The sequence below is a fragment of the Candidatus Woesearchaeota archaeon genome (assembly GCA_016214075.1).
Taxonomy (GTDB): domain Archaea; phylum Nanobdellota; class Nanobdellia; order Woesearchaeales; family DSVV01; genus JACRPI01.
Map to the genome: position 1 here is coordinate 1 of JACRPI010000010.1, position 17,066 is coordinate 17,066.

Here is a 17,066-nt window from a genome sequence, read left to right on the forward strand (position 1 = left end):
ACAATCGAAGATTGTGAAGTTGATGTAGACCATGTCCACGTTTTGGCGTCATTACCATTAACAATGACGCCACTAGAACATTTACACGAATTGAAAGGTTACACTGCGAGATGTCTTTTCATTGAGCTACCGCTTTTGCGGAAGCTCTACAAAAGAGGACATCTTTGGAGTCCTGGAAAATTTGTTGTAAGCGTAGGACACATAACATTGGACAAAGCGAAGAATTATCTCGAGGCACATCACGCCAAAGCCACTCTTTACTGGAATCCCATCCCCGAAGCGAAGCGGAGGGGCGAGCGAAGCGAGGCCTTTAGGCATGGGAGGATGTCAATTTCTTTCCTTTTTGGAGAAGATTGTCAATTGCTCCCCTAAACAAATTTCCTTTCTTGTCTGTCCATTGAATGCCTTTGAAATTGCTTCTCCAAACTTTCAAAAGTTCTGCGTCATTGAAAAGTGTTACATCTCCATTGAGTTGCTGCAATTCAGGAGGCAGTTGTCCTTTTTCCATGAAGAAATCAAAATGCTTTTTGAGAATGCCATCCATACCAGAAGGTAATGAAGGAAATATTGTACTTGGTCGTTTGATGCCTTTGTTAAATGCAAGCCAGAAGCATTTAGGGCATTCTTTAAGCAAAGATAAGCTGGTTGGGGAGAATTTGTAGGTTGTCATTTTAAGTAGTTATTAAAGAGGGTTTATATGTTTAGAGATTTTATGCAAGTTTTGTAATATCAATATTTGCTTCTTCAATCTTCTTTCTTGCTGAAGCTGCGGCATAAGTCGCTTCTTTGAGTTTTTTCCCAATTACTTTTTGAATTTCTTGAGAGGGCAAAATTATTTTGATTTTTTTAAGGTCTGATGAACGAATGCTTTGTAAAATAGACCCACTTGAAATTCTCTCTAATTGCATTTGCCCATATTCAGAGTTCAAAAATGAAACTATATAATAAGGGTCAATGCCTTTCTTTATTTTTATATTTATTAGAAATCCAGAAGCTACCCCTCCAATTAAATCAGGAGGTATATTAGCAGCAATACCAGCATTTCCTGCTCGAGTCATTACGATATTGTTTTCCTCCACAGTGTTTTTTATAACATCTTTATTTGTTATAAGAGATTTTTTTATATATTTTAAATTCTCAAAATTGATACCCTCCTTTGTAATACTCTTTACCAGAATATATGGAATACCTTGTTTTTTCTCAACATATATTGAAGAATCTTCTATGTTTGCACCATTGTGTACAGATAAAATAATATCTCCAAAATCTACAACAGGATGTTTAGATTTCTCAACTCTTTCTAGATTGTCAATATACTTTTTAAGGTATCTTTTTGCCACAAAGCTGCTTTCCAAAAATGAATGATTAATGAAAAAGTTATTTTCATTTGACTTCTTATTATTAAAAAAGTCGGCAACATTATGTATGTCATCTTCTGCAACTGACTTTCCTTTTTTATTGTGTCCACAGTATTCATTTATTGAAATGAAAAGATTTTGTTTTTCGTTTGTTTTCCCTTTTTGAATAAACAAGACACTTGTATTTATACTAATATTAGGGCTAAAGGTTTCAAATGGAAGTTCTACAATTGCAAACAAATTTCCCTTATCTAATAGATATTGCCGCAAATACTCTTCTTGTTGATTACCTAAAATCCCACTTGGAAGCACCATTGCCATTTTTCCACCATCTTTTAATAAAGCTAAAGCCCTCTCAATAAAAAGTACTTGTGGCTCTTCTTGTTCCTTTAAACTATTAGTCTTTGACCAGCGACCACTACTATCATCAAATTTCCATTTATAACCTACTTCAAATTGTTTCATTTTTTCTTCTCCAACAACAGGAATCTTACTGCCAAATGGAGGATTAGTTAATAATATATCAAAAGTTCCTAATTGGATTTTCATTTGTGATTCAGGCTTCCAATTTCTTGGATTTTCCAAACTATCCTCACAAAATATACCTGTCGAGCCATCTCCAATTAAATTCATGTAAGCTTTTGCAACTTTGCTTAAAAAATAATCTTTATCAATCCCTCTGAAATTTGACGTGGCTATTTCTATTTTTCTCTTTTCTATTTGCGTTTCTCTCCAACCGAGTTTTTTATATTTTATTTCTGCTTTATTCCAAACATATTTTAAAGCATCTATTAAAAATCCACCACTACCACAAGCAGGGTCTATTATTCTATCTGTTTCCGATGGCTGAAGAATATCAACTATCATTTTAACAACATTTCTAGGAGTAAAGAATTGTCCTTGCCCACCCTTTAAGGCATGACCAATAAAAGTTTCAAAAGCATCAGCGATAACATCTCTTTCGCTATTCATTAAAGAATAGTTTTGTAATTCACCTACCACGTAAATTATTGAATTTCTGTCTAAACTAATTTTATCATCTTCATCAATTACTTCAGGCATGTTAATTTTAACTTCTTTGAAAATGATAATTATTCTTTTTTCAATGATTTCTGGACTTTCATCTATCCCCGCACGAAATCTTACAATTTCGTTTGGGGCAGTAAATTTTTCATCGTAAATTTTACAAAAGATTAAATTGATAAGTTGTTGTGCCAAAACCTCATCTCTAGTTGCTCCAATTGTATTTGCGGCAAGATGATTTCTAATTGATTTAAATATTGCTTTTAAGTTATGTGTTGGTTTTAAATCTCGTTGTTTAAATTTCCCAATATCCTCTATACGTTGTCCTGAAATTGGAATATTTGGGATTTCTTCAAATATTACTTTTCCATCTTTTTCAAACTTTCTTAAGAATAATCTTTCTTCTCCATTAAACCAGACACCTAAACTTGCCTTAGATAAACGCAAATAATCTTCTAATTGTCCTCTTCCATCCTTCCTATTTTTCTTTTTACATTCAATGATAATATAAGCATCATCGTCATTTTTGTTTTTATTCTTAAATACAACAATATCTACAGGGTATTCTTTTTTTGTATCAGATGGACGGGATTTAACTCTAAACTGCGGTCTAGTTTGAATTTGCTCTTTTTTATATCCATAATCTTCAATAAGTTGCTTTGAGAAAACTTGAACTGCTTCAATTTCTTCAGGAGTTGCTTTAACCTCCAATCCTGAAATATAATCAATTATGTTTCCTTCTTTTAGTAGATTACTCATTTCCTTTCCTCTAATTTGTTTAAATATATATATCTCACAGACACTTGTCCAGTGCTCTGTGTGTATCGTCGGTGTCTAGTGTGTGTCGAGTGGATAATCCCGACACCAATCTTAATTATTCACTTTCCACTAATCACTTTAAGTATATTCTTGTAATTAAGCTTCCATTTAATACTTTTTCCTCTTTTTGTTATCTTCCTCTTTTTTTTTGCCATTTTATTCACCTTCTAATATAACACCTTTGTCATGCAGGTTTTTTAGATACTTTTTTACAGTCACATAACTAAGTCCTGTTTTCGCACTTATTTCATGCGCAGTCATATAACCGCCTTCTTTGTGCAACATGCGAATAATTTCTCTCTCTTTACTATTAAGAAGAGGTTTTTTCTTTTCCACCATCTTTTTTCAAAAGCACGGTCTCAAGTGCCTTCTCTATTTCACCTCTTTGGTTTGTCTTTAAATTTAGAGTAAATTTCATTTCAAAAAGTTCTGGTTTCATCTCGAGCTTATCCGCAATCCGTTTTGGGATTTTTACAGAGTATTGTTTTTGTTTTTTGTCATAAACCACTTTTGCAGTTTCTGAAATAATAGATTCTCCGGAAATAATCTCATAAACTTCTTCATAAAATTCTTTTTCAGTCATATAAGTCTACCTAACTACATTTTTATAATAATTAGAAGACTAGTTATTTATATATTTTTCCATTACATACCATAAAATAGACTAATTTTTAGTAAAAATATATAAATAGGAGAAGATTATTTAATATTATAATAATTAGACTAAGTATTAGTGAGGGAAAAATGAAAATCCAAAATGATATTTCAAACGAAGAAAGTTATTACGCAGACTTTGCAGTCCGCATGCTCAAGCGATACAAACCACGAGTTCCATTGAAACAAGAATTTCTCTCAAAATATATTCCAAAAACAGACCTGCTTTTGCTGGAATACAAAAAACCTGTTTATTCGCAACAGTGGCATGAGTATAATTTGGCGCAAACCAAAGAGAAGCTAACAGTCATGGCGCTGTTAGACGAGCTTCTCTTTTTCTTTCCTTTGTTGAAACAACCAATGATAAAGAAGCGTGGAAGACCTGCATTTTCTATTCGAGATGGGCTTTACTGCATAATCATGAAGCTCTATGAATGCAGGTCTTCAAGAAGAGTACAAAGTGATATTCAGCTTTGCAAAAAAGCAGGATACATAGAGAGCGTACCGCACTTCAATACGCTCCTCAACCTTCTGAAAGACCAGCAAATAACGCCAATTCTGAAAGAACTCATAACGCTCTCCGCATTGCCTCTAAAAATTGTAGAAAGTCAATTTGCAGCAGATTCAACTGGTTTCAGCACCAGTTGCTTTGAGCGTTGGTATGACATTAGAATTGCTTCTGATTCCATGAAACGCAAGTTCATGAAATGCCATGCTATGATTGGAACAACGACAAAGATCATTACTTCCATTGAAATTACAGAAGGGCATTATGGAGATAGTCCTGAATTTAGCAAACTTGTAGATAAAACTTCCAAGCATTTTGATGTCTGGGAAGTTTCAGCAGACAAGGCATATTCCAGTAGGGAGAATCTTTCAATCGTTGATAGGATAGGAGCAGTGCCATTCATCCCATTTAAAAGTAATGCAAACCCAAAGAAGAAAAGCGTACAAATATGGAGAACAATGTATGAGATGTTTCAAACAGATTATGGACGCTTTTATCAGTCATATCACCGTAGATCGAATGTGGAAACGTCTTTTGGCATGATAAAAAAGAAGTTTGGCTTTCATCTGCTTTCCAGAACCAAAGAAGCACAAATCAATGAAATTCTCTGTAAATGCCTCTGTCACAACCTTGCAGTTCTTGTTCATGAATCATTCGAACTCGGCATTGAAATTGACTTCAATAAATGTGCAAACGACTATATTGCACAAGAAGTCACTGATTAATTGTGCAAAGCTGGAAGAATTCATCTTTACTACTTTTAAGTGATAATTTATGGAAAAATATATAAATGAGGAGGAAAATAAGGATGCTATGACCACCTCACCACAATATCACGACGACCTTATCGCAATATACACTGCGTTTAGAGACCAAGTACATAACGCAAGAGCAGTTCTTCATCCTTCTTGCGCGAATGACGCAAGTCCTTCTAAAGTCTTTGATGCAGTGACGTATGTCGATATAGACACAGCAGCGATGGATATTTTTAGACAACATGGATTAGACGCGCATGGACAAGATATACGAGAGTACAAACCAGCAAAAGAACACGATCTGTTGATTCTTCTTAATCCCTGTATCGCAACAGAGTGGGCTTCGCGGCACATCAGAAATGGCGGTTATATTTTAGCAAATAATTATCATGGAAATGCGTCACACATGTACAATGATCCAAATAAATTTGAACTTGTTGGAGTAATCGATTTTGTTGAAAGCGATAGAAGAAAAGGCGACAATCGCGTTGTCTTCTCACGAAACCTCGAAGGATTATTTCAGCCCGTAAGAGATTTCGAAGAGTTGCGTGAAGTAAGACCTGAAACATACGAATTTATTCGAACATCATTTGACCCCTTGTTCAAAATGTATCGCGGTAGTAGAAGTGGAGAAACTGCAGAAGAAAGATACAGGATAGTAAAAGGAATGATGGGAGAGTCTGAAGAATTACCTGCAAAGAGAGTTGCGGATAGATATATTTTTGTGAAGAAATAATTCTCAGCTAAAACTTCCCAAAAATAAATACAAATAGTAAAACAATAAGACACGCAATAAGCACGCCTAAGAGTATCTTCTTCCAGGGTGTTCGAGGATCAACACCAACGTTTACAAAAGCTATCCCTTCAGCAGCTGAACCAACAATCTCTCCAATTATTTCTTCAGGCATAAATAAAGAGTTCTTTCTCCACTATTTAAATTTCACGCACGGCTACTCTATGTGTAACAATTTGCACACCCCAAAACCACAACATTTATTAATATGTTAATATCACCATAATATTAAGGTCATATTACCATGAGAAGCAAAGAAACAGAGATTATACGTTATCTCCTTAAAAATAAGGAAGGTTGCACGATAAACAAGATAGCGCAAGACATCAAAAAGGATTATAAAACCACGCACAACATAGTAAAAAGACTTGAGACAGAGAAAATTATCTCCATAGAAACATTCGGAAAAGCGTCAAAGGTAACTATCAACAACATTGTCCACCCTCTTATATATCAGGCAGAATGGGAACGGCAGCAGGAAATGCTCAAGAACAAAAATATAAAAACCATTCTCGCGTACTATAAACGAAGCATAATCCCATTTTATATTCTTCTTCTTTTCGGATCTCATGCAAAGGAAACACAGACAAAACACTCAGATATTGATCTTTTTTTTATAATTCCAGAAGAAAAAATGGAGAAAGATATCCTGAGAACAACGTCTTTAATCCCTCTAAAAATTCACGCAAACATTTTCACTGAAAAACAATTTAAAGAAATGAAGAACAGCAGGGAACAAACAGTGGGAAGCGAGGTTATAAAAAAGAATATTATCCTCTATGGTATTGAAGCGTATTATGAGCTGATGCAATGATAACTCAAGAGCGAAAGAAGCAAGCAAAGAATAATTTTGACAGATACTTAGAAGAAGGTATTATCAAAAAAGAAAAGAACCTAATTGCAAAAGAAATGTACATGAAAAACGCAGAACTTTCTCTCCAAGTAGCAGGAGAACTCGCACAAAGTTCATTAAGACCGCATCTCTGGACTATTGTCGCTTCTTATTATGCGATGTTTTACATGGCAAATGCAGCGCTTCTTCATTTTGGTTACAAAACACAAGATAAAATAGTTCATAAAGTCACAGCAGATGCGCTTATTGTTCTTGTTTTAGATAAACTGAAGAAAGAATTACTGGAAGAATACGAAAAAGCGCAAGAAGAAGCGTTGGAAATTGCATCTGTGAAGGCAGAAGAGGTTGTGCAAGGGTATGAATTGGAACTTCAGAAGCGATCACAATTTCAATATAACATGCTTGAGCAAACAAAAGAGACCAAAGCACAAACGTCGCTCAAAAGGGCGCGAGAATTTGTCTTTGAAATAAAAAAATTGATCTCATAAGTATTTCTTCTTGTTCTTTCCGCAACTCTTATATATACCAAAATCTAAAAGAAGCGAATGAAGCCAAATCCACGCATAGGTGCATTGAAGGGATGGGTTCAAGAACAGCACCTGAGCGATGAAGCAATTAAGAAATACACCAAAGAATTCCAGAAAAATAAACCCATTCAGCACATTCTCATAAAGAATTTTCTCCAGCCAAGACAAATAGAATATCTTATCAAAGCATTGGAGAAACAGGAATTTGAAACAAAAGACAGTGATCTTTTCTATGTGCAGCAGACAAAAGACCTGAGAAACAGCACGTCGTTTGTCTTCAGCAGCTTCTATACGATGCTCAATTCAAATTATCTGCAAAAAATGTTGCAGGAAATTACAGGCATTCCAAAGCTCAAGAACACTGTTGATCTTGCGGCGTTAAATTTTCCGCAGCATGGATATCTTCTTCCGCACGACGACTACCTTGATCATCGAAAAATAGCGTATATCCTGTATCTCAGCCCAACGCTCACGCCAAAAGATGGTGGCGCGTTAGAATTTTTCGCAGTAGACGAAGAAAATGTCCCAAAGAAAATAGTCAAATCCTACCCCCCGCAACAAAACAGTCTCATGCTGTTCAAAGTCACAAGACAGTCATTCCACCAGGTGAATGAACTTCTTGCGGACAAAAAACGCCTCACATTAGGAGGATGGTTCCATGGCTGATATTCAGCTTCTCAAACATTGGGTGAATCCGCAGTATCTCACGACAGAAACAATTAAACAAGTAGAGCAGACATTTCAGAGCGCGGCGATTCCATCAGTGCAGCTCGGAAGTTTTCTTCTTCCTGAAAAAGCAGCAGCAGTAAGAAAAGCGATTGAAAAAATAAAATTCACCCATGAGTACATTCCGCACATGCATTCATATCATACAGCGGCAGCGGAAAAACCGCTTGCGGAGTTCTATGCGTTTCTCAATTCTTCTGGCTTCAAAACACTTCTAGGCACAATGCTGAAGAAAGAAATCAAAACAGTGCGTCCACAGTTGTTAGTGTACGAACACAAAGATTACACATTGTTGCATGACACCATTGAGCAGCGTGCGGCGACAGTGCTTTTTTTTGATTTTACGAAAGACTGGAATGATAATGCAGGCGGCAAAACAGTGTTTGTGAGTCCAAAATCAGATCCGCTTATTTTTCCAAGAATGTTTAACGCGATTTGCGTTGCGGCATTGCTCCCTGATGTCCATTATTTCTTGAAGTATGTCAATGGGGTAGCGGGAAAGAATAAAGTGTATTTGATCCGCGTTGAGTGCGATTAAGCAAAAGTTTTTCGGATGATCCGAAAAAAACCATTGATTTCTGAGTTTTACCGAAACTAATTCGCCAAAAGCGAAAATCCTTCGGAACATCCGTAAGATTTTCGGAAAACTCGTCGATAAACCTATTAATAAGTTTGTTCTAAGAAAAGAGCATGCCGGAAAAGCCTATTGGTAGGGCAACGACCTGATGAAGTCCGCGTACGGACTTCAGTGAGTCGTAACGTGTCGCAACGTCTGTGGGTTCGATTCCCACTTCCGGCGTTTATTATCTCTATGAAGAATATAAAGTTTTCCCAACATTGTAGCTAAGTATTACCAGATTGCTTTCTATTCGCCCCGCAGTCCTTTTGAATCCCTATATCTTTTTTAAGAATTTTTGAGTTCAAATAAATTTTAAGAAACGAGAATTCTGAGAGATATACTCAAATCCCAAACGCTTCCTGGAAGTCTTTCATTTTCTTGATGTTCTGCATGAATTCCAGCCCTTTATCAGTAATAATGAGATATTTGTAATGATTAATTTCCATTTCTTTGACCATGTTCTTGTCTACCAATTCTTCTAAATAACTGTTCAATAAATTGTGAGAAAGATTTGCTTTGTACATGAGATGCGTTGGCTTTATTTTTCCGCCTTTATCTTGAATAGAGCCAAGCATATCGCAGATAATGTCCAGTCGGGAACGTCGCTTTGCCATATTATTTGCCTCGCACCATCTGAATATAGTTATAGAGCAGAAGCAAGAACCCGAAGAGTTGCACCACTTCGCCGATAACATACATTTCAGGAGTAAGGAATAAGAGCCCAAAAAGCAGCTGACTCACAAGAAGAATGCCAAACGCGATGATTGGTGTTCGAACAGTAATCTTTTGTTTTTTCTGCTCCTTCATGTTGTTGTATAGTTGCCAGACAATCAATCCGAGCAATAACGCAGCAGTCAAGTGAAACGCAAAGTATTGAATGTTGCTAAAAATGGTGGTGATAAAAATAAGGAAGATAATAATTGGGATTGATTTCTGATCTTGGCATTTGCAAATAATGTAGTACAATCCAAATAAACCCACAAGCATGAGGAATCTGAACGCAAGTGTTCCAAAGATTTCAAAGTAATAATATTCATGGACATACTGCACGGTATAAGTAAACAGTTCTAATGTCTTTGTTCCCCATTCTTCATTATAAACAATAAGATTCGTCAGAATTTTAAAAAAGTAAGAAATGGAGATAAGGAAAAACGATGCGCTAAACCATTTGTAGCGGACTTCATCTGTTAATTTGTAGAATTTGTAGGCAGTTGCCGCTATTAAAAATGTTGCAAGCAGGGACACGACTTCAAAACCTGTGTCAATGTCTTTAAACCAGTCCGGTGTAATGCCCAGTTGATATCTCATCTTATTCTCGAAAAGGTCAATCTGGCTTTTTAAAACTTATGGAAGAACTTTCTCTATGTTTGTTGCAGAGGGTATTAATAAAGGGTTGGTCTAAAGGGTGCTATCAGAAACAAAGGTCAGCATCCCGCTGGATTTTGTGGAAGAGGTGATGATCATAAAAACTCGCATACACGCTGGAAAGGGTTTAGGCTCCCTTTCTTCTTTTTCTTTTTTGAAGTCATCGCATGGACACCAATTAACAGAAGATGAGCAAGAATTGCTTGCGCAGATTAATCCCAAAAAATTCTTTTCTTCACACACACCTCGAAGAAATTCGTGGCCAGCAAACCACTAAAGAACTGGGTCGAAAGACCCGGCTTCTTTTTTTATTATTTATCACTTAAAAGTAGAATTAACAAAAATGTTTATAAATAACCAGAGATTCCTATTCTTTATGGGTATAACAGATTTATTCAAAACAAAGAGCAGAGAAGAGGCTGCTTTAGAGCATCTTATTGATACCCAGTGGACGCCATCTTTCACGCAATTGGAATTGGATATAAGGCAGAGAAGCGTTGAATTAGAAAGAGAAGGTTTTTCTCCAGAATTTTTAGAAGGATTCGGTGAATTTTGCAGAATACTGAGAACATTTTATGATCACGCAATTTATGGACTGGATATGAAAGTAGTCCTATCTGATAAAGAAGATCCAAATAAAAGGATTTTTGACATAATAGGGTATTTTTGTATTTCGAATGATGAGAGGGGTGTACGATTGGTACCTCACCCTTACTTTTCCCGACCCTCCCCACTCGCATTATTTAATGATAATGTTCCTTTTGACGAGCGGTATAAGTTGTTGAATCCAAAATATGTTATAGCGCGAGCCGCTAAAGAACTAATAAAACTTTCTCCTGTAGGTGAGGCAATAAATGAGTATAGAAAAACGCATCCACCAGGTGTTGAAGAGAGAGATCCTTATACTGAGGAAATAGATTTGAAAAGACAAGGAATTGTTCTGGATTATATGCCCTCAATGTTTTATTGGCTTCAGGATTTTCAGCCTGATACAAATAAAAATTTTGAAGAAAGACCATGGTTAAATGGATCAGACGCGGGAGAAGGAGATTTCTTTTATGCTACTCATGAGTTATTAGGTGATGAATACTCCTGCATAACACTCTGTGGTAGAGAAAATTTAAGATCAAATTTTATTAATCGTAGTAATTTAATATCACCGGGGACAAGAATACCAGAAACATACGCGCGTAAATTTATAACCGCAAAAAACAAACTGGAAAAGTATGGCGCAGAAGCTATGGGTAAATATTTTAAACGAGAAGTAGTTATGGGAAATAATGGTGAGCAAGATGGTCGGCTTGTTCTATTCGGATGTAATAACCGTAGTGGAAAGGTATATTATTCTGCTTGAAGAAATTCTTAACAAAACTCCTTACAAAATTTCAACATGCTGAGAAATTGCTTGTCCAGGCATAGCTTTTTCAAAGATAACGCGAAGCGCGCCTTTGTTGCCGTGCGCGGAAGCGACTTTTCCTTTAATGGTATTCTTTGCGGAAGTCGTGTAAACAACTGGTTTACCAACAAGCTTTGCAGCTTCTTCTCTCTTGGAGAGTCCTGCGTTGACGATCATGTGATTGTGGTACATGGTCTTCATGCCCACGCGGAAATTAACGATTGTGCCTTTCATAATCATTTGAAACAACCACTTATTTTTAAATGTTGCTAAAATGTTAAAGAAAAAAAGAAAAATTAAACAGTTTTGTCAACCCAGTTCCAGAGCGCGGCAAAGAGCCAGCCCATGATGTAACAGCAGACAAAAGCCATAACGACGAGGAGAACTGCTGTTCCTGCGTTAAATACCATGACAGAATAGACGTTGTTCAAAAAGTGCATGGGGAAGATATAGTCAAAAAACTTCTGACCGACGCCAAGCGCAACGGCAAGAGCCCACAATGTGTGCATTGCTGCAAAAAAAATTGCTAGGGTTAATCCCACTTTATTCTTATCTAGTTTAGTCACAAAGACCACCTCTTACAATGGCTTCTAAGAAGAATAAGTATATAAACCTGAGCACAAGATTTATAAAAAGATAGAAAGTTCAGTAACAATACGTTTCGGGCTCATGGTTTAGTGGCTATAACGACGCCCTTACAAGGCGTAGGTCACCGGTTCAAATCCGGTTGGGCCCACTTTATTTTCAATCAACTCTACCGCGCTGGTAGTTGAATGGTACAATGGGACCTTGCCAAGGTTCTGGTCCGGGTTCGATTCCCGGTCAGCGCATTCATATTCGATTCCGATGCGCTCGGTTTTTTTATTATTTAGGGATATAGGTTATGTCCAAGCCATTCTTTGTAAATTTTGCTGTTAATTCTTCTTGTATGATATATTCTCCTAAACCAACAATTGCTAATGCTAGTGCTCTATAACTACTAACACCTTCCATTTCTTTTGTTTGAGAGCAGTGAACCATAATAGTAACAGAAGGATCTCGACCATCAATCTTCATGTCTTGACCTTTCATAATTGATATGGCATCATTCCAAACATATACTTGAACAGTTCCAGGTCCATAATTAAACCCAAGAGTGTCATCATCGGCTCTCTCATAAAAAAGATGCCAAGGTTCACGAATAGATCCATGAGGTGAAGCCCTAAATGCATGTATTACTTGAGAAAATAAATCCTCTCCCCCATACAAATGAATGGGATAGTTGTCATGGATAGCAAGTTCCCAACGAAATCTATCATCATCATTACAGGCTCTCAGTTCATCCAAATAACTTTCTAATGTTCTGTCCATGGAGGAGGAAAATAATCAGTCATTTATATGTCTTACTCTTGAATAGTGATGAATAATGACGGAATAAACCACAAACTTTAAATATCACCATAAAGATACATTGGTATATCTAAAAAGTGATACTCATGCTAACCAAAACAGAACTTGCCATCCTTTGCATTTTCACGGCAAAAATAACGCAAAAATTCAGTATCAAGCAAATAGCAGATCAATTAAAAAAACCATACCCTCTTATCCACAGATCAATACAGTCGCTTCTTTCAAATTTCTTTCTCGAAAAAGATGAACATCAGCTTATCGCACTTCAGTACAAAAAAAATCATGCGGAAATAGCGTATGTCGAAGCGGTAAAAACAAAAGCATTCTTCGAACAAAACAAAATAGTTTCTCTCTTCACGAAAGATGTTTTGGAGAAACTAAAAGAAGATTTCTTCATTCTTCTTGTTTTCGGGTCAGCAGTAGAAAAAAAGAACCCCGGAGACATTGACATCCTTCTTGTTATTGATAACAAAGAAAAAATAAATAACACAGAAAAGCTGCTCACAAATATTGCGGCAAATTTCACATTACATTTTGATATTCATGTTATCACAACAGAAAGCATGCGAGAAATGCTGCAAAAAAGAGAAGAACCAAATGTCATAAATGAAACACTTCATAAACACATTCTCCTTTTTGGAGCTGAAAATTATTATAAGGTGCTCACAGATGCTCGATGATAAACAGCTTGAACAACTCAAGAAGAGAGTCACTTCATACATACAAGAGGGAGTGATTACAAAAGAGAGTACTGGGAAGTTTGTTCCATTCTTTATCACCAACGCAAAAAATTCTCTTGAAACTGCTCGACTTGTCTTCACTGTTTCTACAAAAAAAGAACTCCAAGCGCCACTTGGATTTTCCGACTTTAATGGCTTTTTGTGGGTGATTAATGCAAGCTATTATTCTATGTTCTATATGGCGCGAGCGCTATTGGAAAACTCAAAAATTGCGCTCAAACCAGAATTGTCTGTTCATAGTGTTACTTTTGATGCTCTTGTCTACTATTTTTATTTGACAGGAAAACTAGAAAAAAAACTTATTGATGATTTTGTTGATGCGGAAAAAGAAGCCCTTGTATTGTTGGGCAAAGAAAAAGCAAAAACGCTGATAGATGATTATCTTCATGAAAAAGGTAAACGAGCGGATTTTACGTATGAATTAGGATTTGTTGCGCTACAACATAAAGCAGAAACATCACTTCAAAGAGCAACACATTTCAACGAAGAAATGAGAAAAATATTGGAGTTATAAGTGACCCACAAAAATCGAAGATTATAAATAAGAGAATAGTCAGAACAATTGACAAGAAGCAGAAATGAGTGGAGCGCACTGAAACTGAGTTTTGATGCCCGAACTGCGCATTTGACTTCAAGTTCATGGTTCGGTCAGCGCATTTGACTTTATGATCAGGTCAGCGCATTCATATTTTAGGAGATTCTATTAAACCTAATTGTGCACACTGCGCGTTTCTTACTTGACAGTATACTTCTTCAGGAGCGGGAATATCCTCGACACTAACAAAGCCAGAAGCCGTTCCATTTCTTTCTAAAACAGTATAAACCTCCAATATCTTTTTTTCAGCTTCTTTTGTTTCTAAGACAGACAAATAATCCAAAGGGGAATATCCATCAAATGCTTCTGGATCTGCAAGCCAATTATTAATATTCTTCTGAGGAAGAATTAATCCAACCAATCCACGTACAAGTGGAGGGACACGAGCCAGCTCCAGCCGGAAATTTGCAGCGTCAGTCGGGTGTTCTGTTCTATACGTTTCAAGGATTGTGTCTAAAGCTGTTATATCAGCAAGCATTTGTTTGTTCATAGGGTTGGGAAAGAGGCAGTATTTTTATATTTTCTCATTTATCACATTTTAGTAGTAAACTTTATAAGCTTGTTTTTACCCCTCCTCTGTATGGATGACGAAAAACTGACTAAAAGAGGAAGAATAGCCACTGTAATATTGGCTCCGCTCTACGCACTCTCTATCTATTATGTTGCGGAAAAAAATGGATACTTTGAACAAGGCGATGGAACAAACAAAGAAGAAACAATCATCCCCGCAAGTGAAGCAACACTTCATAATCTCAAAAAAAAATGTGATGGAAACAGCTACACTATTGTAGTTGAAGATCATCCAGGACGAGCAGAGTTTATGTACGATGCAGAAAAAAATACATACGGTGTTTCTCTTGGATTAAGCGCGGCAGGCGTCAATGAATGTGAAAAATATGAAGATCATAAATGCGTTGCGTACAAAGCTGATTTTGCTCCTTCAAAATGGACGTATACAGATATAGGTGTAGATGGTCTTGTTGATCTCGTGCTCAGTTACAGACAAAATCGAGATGGGACAGAAGAGCTCATGGCAACACAAAAACCAACAGTTGAACAAGAAGTATATACTCGTCAACTTCAGTTTTTTGAAGGAATTCAGCCAAACACAAACGCTTCAACAGTCAAAGTTGCTCCGTGCAGTCAATAAATTCTCCAAACATTTATATAATCTAAAATGACCAAAAAAACTACAATGAACAAGGAACAACAGCGGCTTGCTGAGCCAGAAAACAAACAGAAAAATCCAGACGCAATTCCAGAAGTAACGCTATTACCGCATGAACAATTATTCGATATGATTCTCAATAAAGATGATATCAGCTGGCAGCAAATAATCTTCACGGCAATCAAATCAGAACAAATGAATCCGTGGGATATTGACATCAAGCTTCTTTCGCAAAAGTTCCTTGAAAAACTGCGACAATTCAAAGAAATGGATTTCAAGATTTCAGGAAAAGTTATTCTAGCGGCGGCGATTATGCTCAGACTAAAATCAAACAAGCTCATTGGTGAAGATATGAATTATCTTGATCAGCTTATCGCGAGCGGCAATCAAAGTGATGAAGATGCGTTTTACGACGAGCTCTCCCAGATGGAAGGAACTGACCGCATCAATGTTTCTATCGAAGGAAGAAACTATGAACTCATTCCACGAACACCGCAGCCACGAAAACGAAAAGTGTCTGTCTACGATTTAGTTGAAGCGTTAGAAAAAGCGCTTGAAGTCAAGAACAGAAGAAAAGGCTGGGGAGAAGACGAAATTCATATGGAAATCCCGGTGAGAAAAGTCGATATTGATCAGCTCATTCAGAAGACATTTGGTGAAGTGATGGGTCATTTTATGACGCAGAAAGAAGCAAAGCTTTTGTTCAGCAAATTATTGAAAGAAGGAACTAAACTTGAAAAAGTGTACACTTTTATTCCATTGCTCCATTTGAGTAATGAGGGGAAAGTCAATCTCCAGCAGGAAGTTCATCTTGGAGAAATTCATATTACACTTGGCGAACGGGCGCATGAGCCATTAGAAGTAGAAAAGAAGTCATAAATTACTGGAAATAAATAAAATAAAAAATTATTTGTATGTCACTTCTAATCGTGGATTTCCAACTAGAACATCACGTTGAATTGCTCTACCAATATGGAATTCGTCATGAAGCAATGTTTGTTCTCGTCTTGTCGTTTCTGTGTCGTTTGCCGCTCGCAACTCAAATCCATATCCTTGCATTGTGCCTGTAACACCTTGTATGTATTCAGTCACGTCAAAAGAAATAGCTGCTGTCCCTTGATAAGGAACATGGAACGTTGATGTACCAGTAGGATCACGTCCTCTTAAAAAAGTAGGTAATACATTCCATGTCGCAGGTGTTGCACCAAACATAGGATCTCTAACTGGATATGCAACAACAGTCATTTCAAGATCACATTTAGTGCTGTCATATGAAGATGCACATGTTCCACTCAATGCATCCAAAACAATCTTTGCTGATTGAACTTCACTCCCTTTAAAATTCGCTGTAAAACGAACTAAATAACGATCAAATCCATCTGCAGAACATCCAATCATAGCTGGCTCTCCATAAAAATTTCTATCAGGTTCTGCTTCACGAACACGAACTGCATAATATGCTGGAATTGTTTCGCTTTGAAGAGCGCTTTTTTCTGCTCCGGAAATCAATAAATCTCCTGATGTTGGATCATTTGTTTCTGATTTTTGCACCTGTGATTCTGCACAACCCAATAATCCTACTAAACTTAATGCTCTTATTTTCATGGTAATTTCCTCCAATATACTCTGTTTTATAGTACTAAGAGCCTATCCCGAAAGGAATAAATAGTAGCTTTCTCATTGAATAGATATTAGGGAATGGGTCACGTGAGAATGAGAAGAGGTGACCCGATGGGATTAGTTGTTAGAGATGATGGTTGGAGAATTCCGGATGAACT

24 protein-coding genes and 2 tRNA genes are annotated in these 17,066 nt (G+C 36.7%); 14 read left to right on the forward strand and 12 right to left on the reverse strand.

The genetic code is table 11. The annotated features are described in order from the left end of the window. A partial coding sequence (locus HZC31_01980) for a transposase (GenBank protein ID MBI5002129.1) occupies positions 1-372 on the forward strand: 372 nt, incomplete at its 5' end. Here the strand turns inward: HZC31_01980 and HZC31_01985 are convergent. The 4 genes from HZC31_01985 to HZC31_02000 form a co-directional block, all read right to left on the reverse strand. Then, positions 311-670 (reverse strand): hypothetical protein, encoded by a 360-nt coding sequence (locus tag HZC31_01985; protein MBI5002130.1) that lies wholly within the window; start codon positions 668-670, stop codon positions 311-313. The genes HZC31_01980 and HZC31_01985 overlap by 62 nt on opposite strands. A gap of 40 nt (positions 671-710) precedes the next feature. Continuing rightward, entirely contained in the window at positions 711-3,140 is a 2,430-nt protein-coding gene (locus HZC31_01990) for an N-6 DNA methylase (protein MBI5002131.1), read from the reverse strand. Between the two features lie 216 nt (positions 3,141-3,356). Beyond that, positions 3,357-3,539 (reverse strand): winged helix-turn-helix domain-containing protein, encoded by a 183-nt coding sequence (locus HZC31_01995; GenBank protein MBI5002132.1) that lies wholly within the window; start codon positions 3,537-3,539, stop codon positions 3,357-3,359. Continuing rightward, a complete protein-coding gene (locus tag HZC31_02000) occupies positions 3,511-3,783 on the reverse strand; it encodes a hypothetical protein (protein MBI5002133.1) in 273 nt (90 codons plus the stop codon). The genes HZC31_01995 and HZC31_02000 overlap by 29 nt, the downstream gene beginning before the upstream one ends. A 161-nt stretch (positions 3,784-3,944) precedes the next feature. Here HZC31_02000 and HZC31_02005 point away from each other — a divergent pair, with 161 nt between their 5' ends. Together HZC31_02005 and HZC31_02010 are read left to right on the forward strand one after the other, a co-directional pair. Next, the gene (locus HZC31_02005; protein MBI5002134.1) at positions 3,945-5,087 is read left to right on the forward strand and encodes a transposase; all 1,143 of its coding nucleotides are present in this window, start codon (positions 3,945-3,947) and stop codon (positions 5,085-5,087) included. Between the two features lie 88 nt (positions 5,088-5,175). Next, entirely contained in the window at positions 5,176-5,853 is a 678-nt protein-coding gene (locus HZC31_02010) for a hypothetical protein (GenBank protein MBI5002135.1), read from the forward strand. Positions 5,854-5,860: 7 nt separating this feature from the next. Here HZC31_02010 and HZC31_02015 read toward each other — a convergent pair whose 3' ends face one another. Then, entirely contained in the window at positions 5,861-6,025 is a 165-nt protein-coding gene (locus tag HZC31_02015) for a hypothetical protein (GenBank protein MBI5002136.1), read from the reverse strand. Positions 6,026-6,154: 129 nt separating this feature from the next. Between HZC31_02015 and HZC31_02020 the strand changes: the two genes are divergently transcribed. From HZC31_02020 to HZC31_02035, 4 genes are read left to right on the forward strand one after another with little or no spacing between them, the layout of a single operon-like run. Then, a complete protein-coding gene (locus tag HZC31_02020; protein MBI5002137.1) occupies positions 6,155-6,724 on the forward strand; it encodes a nucleotidyltransferase domain-containing protein in 570 nt (189 codons plus the stop codon). Beyond that, complete coding sequence (locus HZC31_02025; GenBank protein MBI5002138.1) at positions 6,721-7,251, forward strand: hypothetical protein; 531 nt, start codon at positions 6,721-6,723, stop codon at positions 7,249-7,251. Before HZC31_02020 ends, HZC31_02025 begins: the two co-directional genes overlap by 4 nt. A 57-nt stretch (positions 7,252-7,308) precedes the next feature. Continuing rightward, positions 7,309-7,956 carry a 2OG-Fe(II) oxygenase gene (locus tag HZC31_02030; protein ID MBI5002139.1) on the forward strand — a complete coding sequence of 216 codons (648 nt, stop codon included), beginning with the start codon at positions 7,309-7,311 and terminating at the stop codon, positions 7,954-7,956. Further along, positions 7,949-8,554 (forward strand): hypothetical protein, encoded by a 606-nt coding sequence (locus HZC31_02035; protein MBI5002140.1) that lies wholly within the window; start codon positions 7,949-7,951, stop codon positions 8,552-8,554. Before HZC31_02030 ends, HZC31_02035 begins: the two co-directional genes overlap by 8 nt. Before the next feature lie 422 nt (positions 8,555-8,976). Here HZC31_02035 and HZC31_02040 read toward each other — a convergent pair whose 3' ends face one another. Together HZC31_02040 and HZC31_02045 are read right to left on the reverse strand one after the other, a co-directional pair. Continuing rightward, positions 8,977-9,249 carry a hypothetical protein gene (locus tag HZC31_02040; protein MBI5002141.1) on the reverse strand — a complete coding sequence of 91 codons (273 nt, stop codon included), beginning with the start codon at positions 9,247-9,249 and terminating at the stop codon, positions 8,977-8,979. A gap of 1 nt (position 9,250) precedes the next feature. After that, on the reverse strand, positions 9,251-9,943 hold the full coding sequence (locus tag HZC31_02045) for a hypothetical protein (protein ID MBI5002142.1): 693 nt from the start codon (positions 9,941-9,943) through the stop codon (positions 9,251-9,253). Positions 9,944-10,376: 433 nt separating this feature from the next. Here HZC31_02045 and HZC31_02050 point away from each other — a divergent pair, with 433 nt between their 5' ends. After that, entirely contained in the window at positions 10,377-11,354 is a 978-nt protein-coding gene (locus HZC31_02050; protein MBI5002143.1) for a hypothetical protein, read from the forward strand. 21 nt (positions 11,355-11,375) lie between these two features. Here the strand turns inward: HZC31_02050 and HZC31_02055 are convergent, their stop codons facing one another. Then, on the reverse strand, positions 11,376-11,630 hold the full coding sequence (locus HZC31_02055; protein ID MBI5002144.1) for a 50S ribosomal protein L35ae: 255 nt from the start codon (positions 11,628-11,630) through the stop codon (positions 11,376-11,378). A 62-nt stretch (positions 11,631-11,692) separates the two neighbouring features. Beyond that, positions 11,693-11,962: a hypothetical protein gene (locus tag HZC31_02060; GenBank protein MBI5002145.1), complete on the reverse strand. Its 270-nt coding sequence runs from the start codon at positions 11,960-11,962 to the stop codon at positions 11,693-11,695. A 97-nt stretch (positions 11,963-12,059) separates the two neighbouring features. Here HZC31_02060 and HZC31_02065 point away from each other — a divergent pair. Together HZC31_02065 and HZC31_02070 are read left to right on the forward strand one after the other, a co-directional pair. After that, positions 12,060-12,132 (forward strand) — tRNA-Val (locus tag HZC31_02065). 23 nt (positions 12,133-12,155) lie between these two features. After that, positions 12,156-12,226: transfer RNA gene (locus tag HZC31_02070), tRNA-Gly, on the forward strand. A 34-nt stretch (positions 12,227-12,260) separates the two neighbouring features. Here HZC31_02070 and HZC31_02075 read toward each other — a convergent pair. Next, positions 12,261-12,746 (reverse strand): hypothetical protein, encoded by a 486-nt coding sequence (locus HZC31_02075; protein MBI5002146.1) that lies wholly within the window; start codon positions 12,744-12,746, stop codon positions 12,261-12,263. 125 nt (positions 12,747-12,871) lie between these two features. Between HZC31_02075 and HZC31_02080 the strand changes: the two genes are divergently transcribed. Together HZC31_02080 and HZC31_02085 are read left to right on the forward strand one after the other, a co-directional pair. Next, on the forward strand, positions 12,872-13,465 hold the full coding sequence (locus tag HZC31_02080) for a hypothetical protein (GenBank protein MBI5002147.1): 594 nt from the start codon (positions 12,872-12,874) through the stop codon (positions 13,463-13,465). Next, the gene (locus tag HZC31_02085) at positions 13,455-14,039 is read left to right on the forward strand and encodes a hypothetical protein (protein MBI5002148.1); all 585 of its coding nucleotides are present in this window, start codon (positions 13,455-13,457) and stop codon (positions 14,037-14,039) included. The genes HZC31_02080 and HZC31_02085 overlap by 11 nt, the downstream gene beginning before the upstream one ends. 169 nt (positions 14,040-14,208) lie before the next feature. Here the strand turns inward: HZC31_02085 and HZC31_02090 are convergent, their stop codons facing one another. Further along, entirely contained in the window at positions 14,209-14,610 is a 402-nt protein-coding gene (locus HZC31_02090; GenBank protein ID MBI5002149.1) for a hypothetical protein, read from the reverse strand. Positions 14,611-14,700: 90 nt separating this feature from the next. Here HZC31_02090 and HZC31_02095 point away from each other — a divergent pair, with 90 nt between their 5' ends. Then, positions 14,701-15,270 (forward strand): hypothetical protein, encoded by a 570-nt coding sequence (locus HZC31_02095; protein MBI5002150.1) that lies wholly within the window; start codon positions 14,701-14,703, stop codon positions 15,268-15,270. Positions 15,271-15,315: 45 nt separating this feature from the next. Beyond that, positions 15,316-16,167: a segregation/condensation protein A gene (locus HZC31_02100; protein ID MBI5002151.1), complete on the forward strand. Its 852-nt coding sequence runs from the start codon at positions 15,316-15,318 to the stop codon at positions 16,165-16,167. A gap of 27 nt (positions 16,168-16,194) precedes the next feature. On the opposite strand, the gene HZC31_02105 is transcribed toward HZC31_02100, so the two are convergent. Further along, a complete protein-coding gene (locus HZC31_02105) occupies positions 16,195-16,893 on the reverse strand; it encodes a DNRLRE domain-containing protein (protein MBI5002152.1) in 699 nt (232 codons plus the stop codon). Between the last annotated feature and the right edge of the window lie 173 nt (positions 16,894-17,066).

Excerpts from the sequence above, each read along its gene's own strand:
- HZC31_02095 (MBI5002150.1), top strand. The coding sequence starts at position 14,701 with ATGGATGACGAAAAACTGACTAAAAGAGGAAGAATAGCCACTGTAATA.
- HZC31_02080 (MBI5002147.1), top strand. The coding sequence starts at position 12,872 with ATGCTAACCAAAACAGAACTTGCCATCCTTTGCATTTTCACGGCAAAA.
- HZC31_02040 (MBI5002141.1), bottom strand. The coding sequence starts at position 9,249 with ATGGCAAAGCGACGTTCCCGACTGGACATTATCTGCGATATGCTTGGC.
- HZC31_02020 (MBI5002137.1), top strand. The coding sequence starts at position 6,155 with ATGAGAAGCAAAGAAACAGAGATTATACGTTATCTCCTTAAAAATAAG.
- HZC31_02105 (MBI5002152.1), bottom strand. The coding sequence starts at position 16,893 with ATGAAAATAAGAGCATTAAGTTTAGTAGGATTATTGGGTTGTGCAGAA.
- HZC31_02010 (MBI5002135.1), top strand. The coding sequence starts at position 5,176 with ATGACCACCTCACCACAATATCACGACGACCTTATCGCAATATACACT.
- HZC31_02035 (MBI5002140.1), top strand. The coding sequence starts at position 7,949 with ATGGCTGATATTCAGCTTCTCAAACATTGGGTGAATCCGCAGTATCTC.
- HZC31_02100 (MBI5002151.1), top strand. The coding sequence starts at position 15,316 with ATGAACAAGGAACAACAGCGGCTTGCTGAGCCAGAAAACAAACAGAAA.
- HZC31_01990 (MBI5002131.1), bottom strand. The coding sequence starts at position 3,140 with ATGAGTAATCTACTAAAAGAAGGAAACATAATTGATTATATTTCAGGA.
- HZC31_02005 (MBI5002134.1), top strand. The coding sequence starts at position 3,945 with ATGAAAATCCAAAATGATATTTCAAACGAAGAAAGTTATTACGCAGAC.
- HZC31_02025 (MBI5002138.1), top strand. The coding sequence starts at position 6,721 with ATGATAACTCAAGAGCGAAAGAAGCAAGCAAAGAATAATTTTGACAGA.
- HZC31_02015 (MBI5002136.1), bottom strand. The coding sequence starts at position 6,025 with ATGCCTGAAGAAATAATTGGAGAGATTGTTGGTTCAGCTGCTGAAGGG.
- HZC31_02030 (MBI5002139.1), top strand. The coding sequence starts at position 7,309 with ATGAAGCCAAATCCACGCATAGGTGCATTGAAGGGATGGGTTCAAGAA.
- HZC31_02045 (MBI5002142.1), bottom strand. The coding sequence starts at position 9,943 with ATGAGATATCAACTGGGCATTACACCGGACTGGTTTAAAGACATTGAC.
- HZC31_02085 (MBI5002148.1), top strand. The coding sequence starts at position 13,455 with ATGCTCGATGATAAACAGCTTGAACAACTCAAGAAGAGAGTCACTTCA.
- HZC31_02050 (MBI5002143.1), top strand. The coding sequence starts at position 10,377 with ATGGGTATAACAGATTTATTCAAAACAAAGAGCAGAGAAGAGGCTGCT.
- HZC31_02075 (MBI5002146.1), bottom strand. The coding sequence starts at position 12,746 with ATGGACAGAACATTAGAAAGTTATTTGGATGAACTGAGAGCCTGTAAT.
- HZC31_01995 (MBI5002132.1), bottom strand. The coding sequence starts at position 3,539 with ATGGTGGAAAAGAAAAAACCTCTTCTTAATAGTAAAGAGAGAGAAATT.
- HZC31_02090 (MBI5002149.1), bottom strand. The coding sequence starts at position 14,610 with ATGAACAAACAAATGCTTGCTGATATAACAGCTTTAGACACAATCCTT.
- HZC31_01985 (MBI5002130.1), bottom strand. The coding sequence starts at position 670 with ATGACAACCTACAAATTCTCCCCAACCAGCTTATCTTTGCTTAAAGAA.
- HZC31_02000 (MBI5002133.1), bottom strand. The coding sequence starts at position 3,783 with ATGACTGAAAAAGAATTTTATGAAGAAGTTTATGAGATTATTTCCGGA.
- HZC31_02055 (MBI5002144.1), bottom strand. The coding sequence starts at position 11,630 with ATGAAAGGCACAATCGTTAATTTCCGCGTGGGCATGAAGACCATGTAC.